General features: G+C 45.8%; 16 protein-coding genes, 1 pseudogene and 2 other annotated features (1 of these 19 only partly in view). Of the genes and pseudogenes, 14 read left to right on the forward strand and 3 right to left on the reverse strand.

The genetic code is table 11. The features are described from left to right. The first annotated feature begins 66 nt into the window (after positions 1-66). Both cls and MHH50_RS04920 read left to right on the forward strand, forming a co-directional pair. Positions 67-1,497: a cardiolipin synthase gene (gene cls / locus MHH50_RS04915; RefSeq protein ID WP_076129238.1), complete on the forward strand. Its 1,431-nt coding sequence runs from the start codon at positions 67-69 to the stop codon at positions 1,495-1,497. 240 nt (positions 1,498-1,737) lie between these two features. Beyond that, positions 1,738-2,577, forward strand: a complete 840-nt coding sequence (locus MHH50_RS04920) for a YitT family protein (protein ID WP_248547977.1) — start codon at positions 1,738-1,740, stop codon at positions 2,575-2,577. Positions 2,578-2,781: 204 nt separating this feature from the next. Here the strand turns inward: MHH50_RS04920 and ligD are convergent, their stop codons facing one another. Continuing rightward, positions 2,782-3,666: a non-homologous end-joining DNA ligase gene (gene ligD / locus MHH50_RS04925; protein WP_076308897.1), complete on the reverse strand. Its 885-nt coding sequence runs from the start codon at positions 3,664-3,666 to the stop codon at positions 2,782-2,784. Between the two features lie 123 nt (positions 3,667-3,789). On the opposite strand from ligD, the gene MHH50_RS04930 reads away from it, so the two are divergent. From MHH50_RS04930 to MHH50_RS04950, 5 genes are all read left to right on the forward strand, one after another. Beyond that, a complete protein-coding gene (locus MHH50_RS04930; RefSeq protein ID WP_248547910.1) occupies positions 3,790-4,392 on the forward strand; it encodes a sigma-70 family RNA polymerase sigma factor in 603 nt (200 codons plus the stop codon). Next, positions 4,356-5,540 (forward strand): hypothetical protein, encoded by a 1,185-nt coding sequence (locus tag MHH50_RS04935; RefSeq protein WP_076218344.1) that lies wholly within the window; start codon positions 4,356-4,358, stop codon positions 5,538-5,540. Before MHH50_RS04930 ends, MHH50_RS04935 begins: the two co-directional genes overlap by 37 nt. A gap of 225 nt (positions 5,541-5,765) precedes the next feature. After that, on the forward strand, positions 5,766-6,068 hold the full coding sequence (locus tag MHH50_RS04940) for a hypothetical protein (RefSeq protein WP_076279898.1): 303 nt from the start codon (positions 5,766-5,768) through the stop codon (positions 6,066-6,068). After that, entirely contained in the window at positions 6,052-6,867 is an 816-nt protein-coding gene (locus tag MHH50_RS04945; RefSeq protein WP_076282081.1) for a hypothetical protein, read from the forward strand. The genes MHH50_RS04940 and MHH50_RS04945 overlap by 17 nt, the downstream gene beginning before the upstream one ends. 26 nt (positions 6,868-6,893) lie before the next feature. After that, positions 6,894-7,700: a hypothetical protein gene (locus MHH50_RS04950; RefSeq protein ID WP_076308896.1), complete on the forward strand. Its 807-nt coding sequence runs from the start codon at positions 6,894-6,896 to the stop codon at positions 7,698-7,700. Between the two features lie 37 nt (positions 7,701-7,737). Here MHH50_RS04950 and MHH50_RS04955 read toward each other — a convergent pair whose 3' ends face one another. Beyond that, a complete protein-coding gene (locus MHH50_RS04955; protein WP_076279895.1) occupies positions 7,738-8,685 on the reverse strand; it encodes an RNA ligase family protein in 948 nt (315 codons plus the stop codon). 12 nt (positions 8,686-8,697) lie between these two features. Continuing rightward, positions 8,698-9,669, reverse strand: coding sequence for a Ku protein (locus tag MHH50_RS04960; protein ID WP_076185058.1), 972 nt, complete (start codon positions 9,667-9,669; stop codon positions 8,698-8,700). Positions 9,670-9,808: 139 nt separating this feature from the next. Between MHH50_RS04960 and MHH50_RS04965 the strand changes: the two genes are divergently transcribed. The 7 genes and pseudogenes from MHH50_RS04965 to tsaD all read left to right on the forward strand — a co-directional run bounded on the left by MHH50_RS04965 (position 9,809) and on the right by tsaD (position 13,528). Next, positions 9,809-9,979: a hypothetical protein gene (locus MHH50_RS04965; RefSeq protein WP_175617343.1), complete on the forward strand. Its 171-nt coding sequence runs from the start codon at positions 9,809-9,811 to the stop codon at positions 9,977-9,979. 31 nt (positions 9,980-10,010) lie between these two features. Further along, a complete protein-coding gene (locus MHH50_RS04970; RefSeq protein ID WP_036676525.1) occupies positions 10,011-10,196 on the forward strand; it encodes an H-type small acid-soluble spore protein in 186 nt (61 codons plus the stop codon). 149 nt (positions 10,197-10,345) lie between these two features. Continuing rightward, positions 10,346-10,429: pseudogene (locus MHH50_RS04975) on the forward strand (multidrug resistance efflux transporter family protein); the annotation flags it as partial. 234 nt (positions 10,430-10,663) lie between these two features. After that, a complete protein-coding gene (tsaE, locus tag MHH50_RS04980; protein WP_256716125.1) occupies positions 10,664-11,125 on the forward strand; it encodes a tRNA (adenosine(37)-N6)-threonylcarbamoyltransferase complex ATPase subunit type 1 TsaE in 462 nt (153 codons plus the stop codon). A 5-nt stretch (positions 11,126-11,130) separates the two neighbouring features. Continuing rightward, positions 11,131-11,961, forward strand: a complete 831-nt coding sequence (tsaB, locus tag MHH50_RS04985) for a tRNA (adenosine(37)-N6)-threonylcarbamoyltransferase complex dimerization subunit type 1 TsaB (RefSeq protein ID WP_076308895.1) — start codon at positions 11,131-11,133, stop codon at positions 11,959-11,961. After that, complete coding sequence (gene rimI / locus MHH50_RS04990; RefSeq protein ID WP_036676521.1) at positions 11,958-12,482, forward strand: ribosomal protein S18-alanine N-acetyltransferase; 525 nt, start codon at positions 11,958-11,960, stop codon at positions 12,480-12,482. The genes tsaB and rimI overlap by 4 nt, the downstream gene beginning before the upstream one ends. Beyond that, positions 12,479-13,528, forward strand: a complete 1,050-nt coding sequence (tsaD, locus tag MHH50_RS04995) for a tRNA (adenosine(37)-N6)-threonylcarbamoyltransferase complex transferase subunit TsaD (RefSeq protein WP_076308894.1) — start codon at positions 12,479-12,481, stop codon at positions 13,526-13,528. Before rimI ends, tsaD begins: the two co-directional genes overlap by 4 nt. Before the next feature lie 42 nt (positions 13,529-13,570). Beyond that, positions 13,571-13,865: a binding site (T-box leader), on the forward strand. Between the two features lie 52 nt (positions 13,866-13,917). Further along, positions 13,918-13,941, forward strand: a binding site (T-box leader) (it continues 258 nt past the right edge of the window).

Here is a 13,941-nt window from a genome sequence, read left to right on the forward strand (position 1 = left end):
AACCTGTACTAGAGTCATCGCAGAGAGTCTATTGCATCTGTTTTTATTAATTGAGGGGGTAGAGAATTGAAGATTTTCGCGATAATTCTAATTCTTTTTATCATACAGATTGCATTGATTGTATTTCTGGAGTACCGACGCCCGCAAAGGGCTATAGCATGGTTGTTTATTTCCTTCTGTTGTCCACCGCTCGGTCTGGCATTCTATTATTTTCTAGGTCGTGACTACAGACAGAATAGAAAATTGAACAAAAGATGTACTTCACTCTTCCGGGAAATCCGTTCGTATGTCACTGGTAAGATTAAGGTAGTAAAACAAGCGTCGGATACTGGAAACGCTCAGTTTGAGAATAACGAGGGTTTATTGGTTTTGCTTGCAAAGCTCTCGGAAGGGCCTATTACAGGCCATAACAAAAGCAGAGTGCTGTCAACTGCAAGAGAAGCTTACGACGCTATGCTGGAAGCCATGGAAGAGGCAAAAGAACATATCCACATGCAATTTTATATTTATCGTGATGATGAGATCGGAGAACAGTTTCAGGACGTTATGATTCGAAAGGCGCGGCAGGGAGTAAAGGTGCGTTTGCTTTGTGATGGACTGGGCAGTCATCGATTAAGCCGTAGGTTTATTCGAACCCTGAGAAATGCCGGGGTGGAGTTCCACTTTTTTTTACCTCCGATTAGTTCTTTACTGGATCGTCGGTTTAATTTCCGCAATCATCGGAAGATCCTAGTGGTGGACGGATTGATTGGTTTTACGGGGGGAATGAATATCGGTGATGATTACTTAGGAAAGGACGCCAAGATGGGTTACTGGCGCGATACCCATCTGCGTTTAGAAGGAGATTCTGTTTATTATATTCAGTATGTCTTCCTGAAGGATTGGAGACTGGCCTCTGGTGAAGGTATGAGTCATCCTCGTTTGTTCCCTGAGCACTCTTGCAAGGAGCAAGAGGCCGTGCAGATTGTAGGAAGTGGACCGGATGCTGCGATCGATGCTTCTCAGGAGATGTATTTTGCCGCTTTTTGCTCTGCTAGGGAACGGATCTGGATTACTTCACCGTATTTTATTCCGGATCCTGCGATTTGTCGTGCTTTGAAGAGTGCAGTCCTTCGTGGAGTGGATGTTAGAATCATCATTCCGGCGAAGCCTGATAATAAGCTTGTTTATCATGCTTCTTTGTCTTATCTGGAGAATTTACAAGATGCAGGCGTGAAGTTCTATCGCTACACCAAAGGATTTATGCATGCCAAAGTCATGATAGTGGATGATCTGCTGGGTACGGTGGGAAGTGCGAATCTGGATATGCGCAGCTTCTATTCTAATTTCGAAATGACAGCGGTTTTGCTGCATCCTGAGACGATAGCAGAGCTAGTCGCGGGGTTTGAAAAGGATCAAAAGAACAGTGAATTCATTGATCCTGTAAAATTTAAGGAGAGAGGGAGAATTGTCAAACTCGGTGAAGGGCTATGTCAGTTGTTATCACCGCTGTTATGACCGGAAAGAGGACTAAATCTGAATTTTTCGAAGGATAGTACGTGTTCCATTCATTATTAGAGCATATTTTGTGATATAATAATTGTATAAGAAGAAATGTAAGAAAGTATAGATTGTAGTTATACTTCCGAATGTTTCAAAACTATACTGTTAAATTGTAGGGGGAGTTCTATGAATGTGAGTCCACAAATGTTTACCAAAGAGGAGCAGAACAAACTGCAGAAGACCGGTGCCCATAAAATGGCTAAGTTCGCGCAGCGTATGATCATGTTATCCGTAGGGGCCGCCATGATGGCTGTTGCACTTGAGATATTCCTAGTACCTAATCAAATGATTGATGGCGGGATTACCGGTATCTCCATTATTTTATCACATTTATTTGACATTCCTCTGGGTATATTATTGACACTGCTCAACCTTCCGTTCCTGTTAATCGGTTATAAGCAAATCGGTAAGACATTTGCCTTATCTACCTTATATGCGATTTTACTTATGTCTATCGGCACTTCAATGCTGCATCATGTAGAGGCCTTTACAGTTGAACCGATGCTTGCTGCCGTGTTTGGCGGTATCATTCTAGGTGTAGGTGTTGGATTGGTTGTACGTTTCGGGGGATCTCTAGACGGTACAGAAATTGTTGCGATTTTGGTAGCCAAGAAGCTTCCCTTCTCTGTAGGTGAAGTAGTTATGTTCTTCAACCTGTTCATCTTGTCCGGAGCTGGATTTGTGTTCGGTTGGAATAACGCGATGTTCTCCCTGATTGCTTATTATATTGCATTTAAGGTTATTGACATCACCCTTGAGGGTCTGGATCAATCGAAATCAGTATGGATTATCAGTGATAAATTCCGCGATATCGGGGAAGCTCTGACAGAGCGTCTTGGACGTGGTGTTACTTATTTAGATGGAGAAGGCGGATTTTCCGGTGAGAACAAGAAAGTGATCTTTGTAGTTATCACCCGTCTGGAAGAAGCTAAGCTTAAAACCATTGTTGAAGATTGGGATTCTGATGCATTCATCGCAATAGGTAACATCCATGATGTTAAAGGTGGCCGCTTCAAGAAGAAATCCATCCACTAGCGTAGCTCTTAAGTATCATTAACTGAAAGAAGGTATTTTTACGGATAAAAAAGCAATAAATACGGTGAACAAAGCTCGGCCTGCCGTATTCTTATATAGTATACCTTCTGTCCTTGAGTGGGACGCCAAATAAGCTCGTAGCATGTAGTTGATGCTGCGGGCTTATTGCTGTTTTTAGGGTCTTTTTTCTATGGGATTGCTCCTTTATGGGAGCTTAGCAATGAGCTGTTCAACGGGCTGTGGGGGCACTTTCTCTAAAAGATCTCCCATACGCAGAAGGCGTTCCTCGATATTGAGCAGATGAAAATTAGAGGGAGATACATTTTGCTGAACCTCCTCCCATAGCAAGGGTGTAGAAACTGTAGCAAGTGGTCTTGCACGTGGTGTGTAAGGTGCAGCTAATGTTTTGCCGCTATAATGCTGGAGGTAGTCAAAATAGATTTTATCTCCGCGATTCTTTTTTAGACGTTCCAGGGTGAACAGGTTGGGATGCTTTTCGGTGACGTAACGACCCACAAAATGCCCGATTTTCCGCAATCCATCAAAAGTAACGCCAGTCTCGATAGGGACAATGATTTGCACCCCGGTAGCACCGGAGGTTTTGGGTACAGAGGAGAGGCCAAGGGAGGTTAAGACCCCCCCAACGATCGCAGTTGCTTCCATGATACGAGGTTCGATTTCAAGTGACGGATCAAGATCAATCATCCACTCACAGGGCAGCTCGCTGCCTACATAATGCAGGGAAGGGTGGAATTCCAAAGCGGCGAGATTTCCCAGCCAAATCAGCTCAGGTAAACCTTGCAGCTTGATATAGTTAATATTCTCGTGCACAGCGGTTTGGACAAAGGCCGGGAGCGGATCAGGTGCATTTTTTTGATAAAAGGACATTCCAGAGATGCCGTGCGGATAACGAATGACGGTAAGCAGCCGGTCTCGGCAATAACGCAGCAGATAGGGAGAGAGTGCAGCGAGCTTTTGCAGATAAATCCGTTTGGTAATGCCACATTCGGGCCACAGCAGCTTCTCTGGGTTAGTGATGATGATTTCTTCTCCGTCTATGGTAATTGTACCTTTGATCGCTGCCGGCATCGGGGAAACTCCTTTCTGTGATAGGAATGAAGGTATTATGTGTCAGTCTGCTCCTTTTCATGAAAAAAATATTCCCAAAGTGTCCCTTTTGGATGATCATAAGACTTATAAGGATATACGTTAATGAGAAAGGGGAGTTTGCTGATTTTGGACGGGATCGAGCACACTGTTGTTCGGGTACAGTCAGGCGAGGTAGATTCCTATGCCTTGATCGTCGAGGCTTTTCAAAAGCCGATTTACCGCTATTGCTGTCGGCTGCTTGGGAGCCGTACTGAAGCGGAGGATGCAGTACAGGAAATTCTGGTAAAGGCATATCAGCATATAGGCACATACCGCCCTATCGCGAGCTTCTCTTCATGGCTATATAAAATTGCCTACCATCATTGCCTCAGTCTGATCCGCAAACGTCAAAGCCAAATAAAGTTTATGGCGCTTTTTCAACCAGATCCGCCTGCAGAAAGCCCGGAACAGTTGATGGACCGTTACATATTTAACGAACATCTGACTTTTGCCCTCGAGAAGCTGAAGACAGAGGAGCGAAACCTGTTAGTACTTAGAATCTTTGAGGAACAGAGCTTCCCGGAGATTGCGGAGATTCTGGATAAGAATACTGATGCTGTGAAGAAAAAATACAGGCGAACGATTACGAAGCTTGGCAAAATGCTGAATGCTCAGAAAGGGGGAACGGAATGGTGCGGCAACGAGGCTTTGTTGAAGAGAAAATGATCAAGAAAATGGATGCGGTAGGGAGCTGCCAAGAGCTGGATGTAAAAGCAGCTGTTATGAAGCGGGTAAGAGCAATTCATGAACAACAGAATAGGATTGACGGTGAAAGGACGAACATCGTTATCGAGCTGAAGCCGTTCCCAGAACCGGAAGATCCTATTATGCAGAAGCAAAAGGAGATGCCCCAACACCCGTCTAGGTTTAGAAAAAGAGTGCTCACAGGAGTCTCCGCGGCTGTATTGCTAGGGATTATCGGGTTGGGTGCTTTTCAGCTATCTGCTGATGGAGATTTATCGGAACAAGGTAGCCAGGTTACAATTGATATCTCAAAACCCCAAGGTGGTATTATTACACTAGTGAACAGCGGAGGGAAGGCTGTTGTGAAGACGGTGCATAATAATACGCCTGATCCGACAACCTCGCCTGCGATAGAGAAGTATCAGAGCTTATCTATGACTTATAAAGAGCAAGTGCTTGCTCGTTTAAACACTGGGGAAATGGCTGCTTATTATGTGAAGGATGCTGAATTAAATAAGCTGGAGTTAGGGTTAGGCTATGGAAATCAATTGCAGTTTGCTTTTATTTCGCCGGTGTATTCGAAATATCAAGACTTCGTAAAAGAATTAAAAACGGTTGGCGATTTCTGGCCAGGGTTGCCTTCCTCGTTAGCTGATGGTTATGAATTCGAGCAAGGAACTTTTAATGCAGCTCCCCTATACAAGTCGCTAGACACAGAATATGAAGAAATCCTTGAACAATTTCAAAAAAAGGCTACAACCGATAAAACTGGACAAAACTTGTTTATGGAGAAGATAGCTGCAAATTCCATAGATAATGCTGAGGTTACCTACCACAACGGAGATCAAAGAATTACACTATCCTTAAGGCAGAGTGTTTTTAAGGGTTATACCATGCAAGTGTCTATCTTGGAAGGCCAGACTGCTGAAAAATGGTCTGTGACAGGTACAGGTAAAGAGGCAATATTTATCGCGGCGGGTACTGGAAAAGGGAAGAATGCTTGGTCTTCTCAGAATCGATTGTATTGGTATGATGAAGCCACCCAGATGGTTCTTTCTCTGAGCGACAAGCAGGAGAATAAACTGACTCGTGAGCAATGGCAAAAGATTGCCACCAGTTTTATTCACTAGCTACTGTTCTAACTGTACATTAGGAGAAGCTGTCTCAAAAGTAGTGAATTCTACTTGGGAGGCAGCTTTTTATGGAATAGGGAAATAATGGATTTTACTGTGCCATGTGACGATATACCACGCGTAGTGTTCTATGTTAATGGTTGGGGCGATGTGCTATGTATGATTTTCGTGCGGCTTGCAGTAGATGATTTGTGGAATTAGTGGTATATGTGACGGTGGACTATGGGCGATACGTTCTGTGGACAGAAATATCTGAGGTTTAGGGAGAAATTCCCCAATTGTTCTATAAGTGCTTCACTTATTGCATCATTAGGAGCATCACTTGATGCGGCACTTGTAATGTTAAGAACAAAAAAGAGGCTGTCCCAAGCAACTATTTCATGGCTTTTGGGACAGCCTCTTTTTTGTGAAAAAATGTCCCTTTTTCTAATGTTGGATTGTTATAGAAGTGTAGTTAAAAACAGGGGTGAAAATACTTTTACCTTATTGAAGGAGAGGATGTTAGAAATTGAAGCTCCATTCTGATTTCAAAAAAACAGTTATCGCGTTCTCTGCAGCAATCTTGCTAGGAACAGGAGTGGCCGGGGGTGTGGATGTACCCGGCTTGTCTCTTACAATTGCGGCGGCATCAGGAGCGCAGGTTGCATCACAAACCGATCAGAAGACCCAAAAGGAATTGCAGGCACTCGTAGCTGGAGTGAAGGAAGGTACGCTTTTGGCCTACTACGTACGGGATAAAGTCTCCAATCCACAGGATGCGATCAGCTTCTCTGGCAAAGGGTTTGTTTTTAAAGACTATAAATCCTTTGCTGCGAAGTTTAAAGCGCTAAAGGGTCCGTCTATTCCGCAGCCCGGAAATCTTCCTAAAGGCTTCACTCTGGCGAGAGCCATCATCTATCCACCGGCTGTAGCTAATGATTCAGAGCTGTATTTGCAACTAGAGCAGGAATTGAAGGCAGCAGCGGTTGCTGGTAATTCTAATAAACAGTTGTTTAGTAAAATCATCAGCTGGAACCAGACGAATTTGTCTATGCAGCTGTATGCCAAAGGAAAAGCCAATTTTAGCATTGTAACTGGGTCGCCGCCCGCCAAACTTCCGGAAGGAGCGGTACCTTTTGTAAGAGCCTCGGAATCTAAGAAAGAATTAACGGTCAACGGCAGGAAAATAGTACTTACAACTGATTCCGCTAAAGACGCAAGCTTTAACACAAAGCTAGTATGGCTGGATAACTCAGGCACGATACAATATACCCTTTCAGACAATCGGGCCAGTACGCTGACGACAAATGAAATGCTGGCGGTAGCTAAAACCATGATCAAATAACCAAGGGGCTAAAGGAGGATATTATAATGATGATTAAGAAAAGCGCGGCGATTACAGCCTTAAGCTTATTAGTATTGATAAGTGCGGTGAGTGGAACAGCAGGCGCAGTGCCTGCGGGGAGTAATAATAAAAGTAAAGCTACAGCACCCGTTGAGCAGAATACGCCCATATCTTCAACGATTGAAGCTTTGATTGCCAAAGAAAATACAGTTCCCTTACAAGCAGGCGAACTTAAGATCCTGTATGTAAATGATAAGAAATCTAATCCACATGAAACCTTGAGTATAAGCTATATGCCATATAGATTCAGTTCTATAAACGAAGCGGCGCAGAAGTTACTTTCATTAAGCGGGAAGTCACTCCTGATACCTACTTCTCTACCAGAGGATTATAAGTTACAGGATGTCGTTTTAAATCCGGTGATTCCAATGTTTTTTAGCTCAGAGTATAAAACCCTTAGGGATCAGTTAAAAGCTAAAGCCCAAGCTGGTGGTAAAAAGGTGATTTCGAAAAGCTTGAAGTGGAGCAATACAGAAACCTCTATCACCTATCTACGAAATGGAGAGAGGTTGAATTTAAGATCTGCACCTGCATACACGCTACCGGAAGGGGTGACTTTGGCCCAGCTGCCTGGGGATCAGGATGAGAGCTTGACCCTCAACGGGGTTGAGGCGATTTACACAGTTTTTGGGCCTCATCACGGTGATCTTAAAGTCCAGCTGGTATGGTCCAGTGCTGATGGAAGTGTCGATTATACACTTACGAGTACAAAAAATACTGCGCAGACAAAGGCAGAGCTTGAGGCCCTTGTAACAAGTTTTACAGCACAATAAGAAACGTCCTCCCATTTCAGATTGGGAGGACGTTCTTTTATCCTTTTTGCTCCATTGTGCATGCCTCCGGGGGAAGATTCACTTTAGCTTGAGTAACAGGCTGACGCAGAGTGCCCGAGGTGTTCCATTCCAGAAAATGAACTTTGAAGACGAGCTCCGGCTTTATCCAAAAAGCATCCTTACCTCGTTGTGGAACATCTGCAAAGGGCATCCGATCCAGCTTAAGGCGGTGTGCCTCCGCAGTTAAGTCGCGTTTATCCTGCACAGTCAATTTTCCCGGACCGGCATGTCCGATATAATGCAAATTTCCTTTATCATCATAAAGACCAAGAAGCAGTGCGTTGACGATACCGTCACGGAACGTCACACCCCCGGCTACAGCTGTAATATCAGAACTGATTTTGCGTTTCTGCCAACGTTTATCTTTTCCGCCCGGAGCATAAGTGCTGTTGATGTCCTTGCAGACGATTCCTTCCAAGCCCTGGTTCTGAGTGGCGGCGAACAGTTCTGTAGGATCGGTATAACTTGGCACAGCTTGAACATGGGGATGCGGCAGCAGAATGTCACTTAACAGCTGCTGCCGCAAGAATAATGGTTGATCCATCGTCGATTGGCCATTATAAAACAGAATATCAAATATCATATAAATGACAGGAACCTGATGCCTAACGACGGAAATCGTGGAACCATTTTTCAAGCTGTCCCTCCGCATCACCTCATGAAATGAAGGTTTGCCGTCCTTGAGTGCGATAATCTCACCATCTAGAATAACGGAGTCAGCCTTGCAGTAAGCAGATACATCAGTAAGTTCAGGATATTGCGTGGTACGGTAATTGCCACGTCTGTTAATAAGCTGAGTAGTGCTTCCATCGTAATAGGACAACATCCGTACGCCGTCCCATTTAATTTGTGCGATCCACTGGTCACCTGCTGGAAGCTGCCCAGCCAGTATAGGTTCAAAAGGAATAATGGGCTGAAGCTTCATCCGCAGAGCCTCCTAAGATACGGTTGTTTTGCTTTTCGTGCTGCGGCGTTTCGGTTTTGGCGTGATGACTGGAGTCGGCCCGGAGACCTCGTTTTGCTGCTCCGCAGGTTCCGCGGCGGTTGTTTTGGTCTTGGCTGTTTTTCTTTTGGCAGCAGGAGCCGCTTTAGTTTTGGTTTTTGTGTTGCCTGTTAATGAAGGACCAGGGTCTGAAGGAATATGCTGCACAGCTTGAATACTAGCCTGCAAGGCAGCCATTAGATCAATCACATTGCTTTCCTGTTTAGCAGGAGCGATATGAAATTCCTCGCCTGCAATTTTATGTGAGATCAGATCAAGCATACGCTGGCGATAATCATCGGTATATTTTGCCGGATCAAAAGGAGTGGATAGCTGTGAGATCAGCAGCTTAGCCATTTCCAGCTCTTTATCGTTCACTGTCCCTGCTTCGGGCAGACCAGGCACTTGCGAGATCGGCCGCACCTCATCAGGATAAAAAATGGTCTCAATCGCAAGGCAATCCTCAAGCACACGGATCGCTGCCAGACTGCTTTTTGAGCGGATTGAAATTTTGGCGATACCAATTTTACCTGTCTGCTTCATGGCCTCCATAAGAAGTCGATAAGCATTTGAGCCTGCCTGATCCGGGGATAAATAATAGGTTTTTTGAAAATAAATCGGATCGATTTCCGTCAGGTCTACAAAGTCGAGAATGGAGATGCTTTTACTGGTCTCGTCGGATAGTTGATCCAATTCCTCTTTGTCGAAGAGCACAAACTTCCCTTTTTCATACTCATATCCTTTACCGATCTCTTCCCAAGCTACCTCTTTGTCACACACCGGGCATTTGCGTACATACGACAGCGGGCTGCCACACTCCTTATGGATATAACGCAGAGAAATGTCCTTGTCTTCCGTAGCGGAGAACATTTTAACCGGAACATGCACAAGCCCGAAGCTGATGGCTCCTTTCCAAACGGTATGCATGAGAAACACCTCCTGATCTAAGTTGATTTGCTTTGGGTTAGTATGAGGCAGGAAAGGCTTTTCTAGCCGGGTGCATTTTTTGAGAAGCTTGGGAAAAAATAAACTCGGACCTGTGAAGTTGAGGAGGAGAATCTAAGGTATGGAACCAAGAGATAACGAATGGAGCGATGCGCTGAGCGAGCAGGATATTCCGGCCACAGTTGTGGATTGGGAGAGCATTATTGCGTCCACGGAGGCCAGTCAGGTTTCCGATTCGGAAAAGCTGGATGCGGAACGAACCCTCGAAGATACGTCACCCTTAGAATCGTAAACTTTAGGAAAGATAAAGGAGGAGAACAGTTGTGGACGTCAAACGGGCACAGGATATTTATGCTTCTAAAGAAACTGTAAGTGTACATTTGGATGGGGAGCCTGTATGGATTGAACATGTGGATGAAGAGAACGGAATGGCTACGGTACAAGTTGGCTCTCGACCAACCAATACGCACACTGTGGGTGTTGAACGACTCGAAGAGCAAGAGCACTAACAAAGGTCTACTTAGAGCGTACGTTAAAGCTGAATTATAGTTTAAAAAAAAGAGACTTTTTATGCTTAAGTTTGCGTAAAGGTCTCTTTTTTGATTTGGAGCATAACTGACGTCAAGGTTGACGGTGTAAGATTTAAACCAATATATTGGATCAGGCAGGACAGTCCATTATTGTTGCGCTGTGTTCAGGAGTTATTGCCACAGTATTATTCTTTCAAGCTACAGATATGGTAGGAGCAGCATGAGCGGATTAGCGGCAGTCGAAGCCACCCATTCTCGCAGCGTTCGGTATCGAAATTCAGCTTGACCACGCAAGTGAAGAAGAGGACTGTATCTCCTTCAGCTTAAACAATGGGCAGGGACAGTTGTTGCGGTGGATGCACCATACCGATATAATTGAATGTAATGGTTTTCGACAGGTATATTTTAAAAGGTGGTAGTTGTAGTTGGACAAAACAGTCGAAACGGTGTTCACTTACCGTTCTTATAATCTGCAGGATACGGAGCAACTGGCAAGTGCAATAGCTGCTGCTTCAACGGCAGGCATGGTTATCGGTTTGGACGGTGATCTAGGCGCAGGAAAAACGGCCTTCTCGCAAGGTTACGCTCGCCATCTTGGAGTGAAAGGGATCGTAAACAGTCCTACTTTTACTATTATTAAAGAGTACGAAGGTCGTCTGCCGTTATATCACATGGATGTATATCGGATTTCACTTCAGGAAGCAGATGAGCTTGGATTGGATGAGTATTTCTATGGTCAGGGTGTTTGTTTGGTAGAATGGAGCAGTATTATTACGGAGTTAATGCCGCCGCGGCATATGCATATATACATGGAAACAGTTGGACCGGAGGAAAGAATCATTACGGTGACCGCAATCGGGGAGCCTTATGGTGAGCTTTGCCGGGAGCTGATCCAGAAGTGGGGTTAATAAAAATGACGAACGAGAATACAGAGCCGCGCAAGCGGCTTTTAGCGCTGGATACATCAACTGCCGTATTGGGGGTTGCAGTGACCGAGAATGGAGAATTATTGCATGAAATTAATGCTTCCGGTGAACGGAATCATTCGGTGCATTTGCTGCCGATTATAGAGCAGGCGCTGCAAGCTTCGGGAACAACCGTTGCTAATCTGGGCGGGATTGCGGTTGGTGTGGGCCCGGGATCTTATACGGGAACACGGATCGCGGTTACCGCTGCCAAAACACTGGCTTGGGCATGGAATGTCCCGGTAGTTGGTATTTCGAGCCTGCATGCTGTGGCATGGGGTGGGTATGAAACAGCCCTTAAGAATAAGACGACAGCAGAGTCAGGACAAGCCACTGCGAACAGTGGCTACGGTCCAGACTGGATCATTCCACTGATGGATGCGCGTCGGGGACAGGTCTACACAGGATTATTCGCAGCGGATGGGAATAGTTCTTTTAGCCGCCTTGAACCAGATGCCATCCGGTTGATGGCCGACTGGGTGGAGTACTTGGCAGAACGTTTACAACAGGCTTCAGCTGAAGGAACTAAACCAGCTATTCTATGGTTTGTTGGAGAAACCGCTGTACATGGCAGCGAAGAATCACTACATCCGCTGGCGGAACTCGGCACTTCTGTAGCTATTCCATATGAGCTGGAGGGCCGCTGGACAGGCTTCCTTGGTGAAGCCCGGCTGCAAGTAGAGAATGATGATATTCATAGCTTGATCCCTAACTATACTCAGATTTCGGAAGCGGAGGCCAATCTGCGGTTAAGTAGTAAAGGAGGCTTAAAACGATGACGGAAGTGGAATCATTGAGAGCACAAGAGGCTGACCTTGTTTTTCGTCTGATGAAGCTGGAGGATATTCCGGACATTCTTATTATTGAGCGCGAAGCCTTTACCATGCCGTGGACGGAGGAAGCTTTCCGGAATGAGCTGACGCATAATCATTTTGCTAAATACATGGTCATGGAGCTGGCGGGTCATATAATTGGCTATGCTGGAATGTGGGCTATCGTGGATGAGGCGCATGTGACGAATATTGCCTTACTCGAAGCTTATCGTGGACGTAAATGGGGGGAGCGCCTGTTGGAGGAGTTAATGAATACAGCCTCTTACGTAGGCATGAAATCCATTACGCTTGAGGTGCGGGTATCCAACGAGGTAGCTCAGAATTTATATCGTAAAAAAGGCTTTCGTTCTGCCGGTACGCGCAAAGGATATTATTCCGATAATCGCGAGGATGCACTCATTATGTGGGCGGATCTACCGGAGTATAAGGAGCATGGCTATTTGGAAGGAAGCGTGGACTTGAAATGAAGACAGAAACGGGCGCAGCTCAACCTGTACTAATACTTGCTATAGAGACCAGTTGTGATGAAACCTCGGTGGCCGTGGTCAAAAACGGATCAGAAGTGTTATCCAACATCATCTCGAGTCAAATAGAGACACATCGTGCTTTTGGGGGCGTGGTGCCAGAAGTGGCTTCCCGTAAACATGTGGAGGTAATTACGCTCGTAATCGAGGAAGCGCTCGCCAAGGCAGGCGTTACACCCGAACAATTGACTGCGGTAGCGGTGACTCAAGGCCCGGGTTTGGTGGGAGCTTTACTGGTCGGGGTAGTAGCAGCTAAAAGCCTTGCTCTTGCATGGGGCAAGCCGTTAATTGGCACGCATCATATTGCAGGCCACATCTATGCTAACCGCCTGGTTGCAGAGCTGCAGTATCCATGTATGACACTAGTGGTGTCAGGTGGACATACTGAACTGGTTCATATGGAGCGTGAGGGTGAGTTTCGAATTATCGGCCGCACGCGTGATGATGCTGTAGGTGAAGCATATGATAAAGTGGCTCGGGCGCTAGGGTTCCCTTATCCCGGCGGACCCCATGTAGATCGCCTGGCACGCGAAGCGACGGAAGTTGTTGCATTGCCGCGGGTATGGCTGGAGCCGGACTCTTATGATTTCAGCTTCAGCGGTCTAAAATCGGCGGTGCTGAATGTGGTGAATCAGAGCAAAATGAAAGGTCTTGAACCCAATGTCGCAGGCATCGCCCGGGGGTTCCAAGAATCCGTAGTTGAAGTGCTGGTGGAAAAGGCGGTACGCGCCGTTAAAGCCACTAACTCCAGACAGTTATTGCTCTGTGGGGGGGTCGCTGCTAATGGTGGACTCCGCACGGCATTAATTTCGCGCTGTGAAACGGAGGGCATTGAACTTATTATTCCTCCACCGGTGTATTGCACGGATAATGCGGCAATGATTGGAGCGGCTGCATACGTGAAGTGGCAGCATGACGGTGGAATACCGCTGGATATGGTAGCTGACCCTGGATTCTCACTGGAACAATGGTCTGTATCTGCCTATTGACATCATTTGGAGCTAACGAGTATAATCAGTTCAATTAAACAAGCAAACGCGATGAGCGGAAGTAGTAAGGATACTCTGGGATAAGAGAACTGCGGGTGGGTGCAACGCAGTCGAAGGAGTCCTGAACTCGTCTGGGAGCGGAGCGGTGGAAGCATTACTGGCAATTGTCGCCGGAACGTTTGTACACCGTTTACGGGTAACCTCCGTGATAGGGTGGTCTAGTACCTAACATACTGGACCGTAGAGTGGATGTTCAATTGGAATCGGCAGGAACTTAGCCGATACAGAGCATCAACAAGAGTGGTACCGCGAAGGTTAACAGCCTGTCGTCTCTTGAATGAGATGGCAGGCTTTTTTGTATGGATTTAGAGTGGTGAGTAATTTATATAATACACGCTAAGAACGGGAGTAGT

The organism is Paenibacillus sp. FSL H3-0302 (genome assembly GCF_037982245.1).
GTDB classification, from domain to species: Bacteria; Bacillota; Bacilli; order Paenibacillales; family Paenibacillaceae; genus Paenibacillus_AQ; species Paenibacillus_AQ odorifer.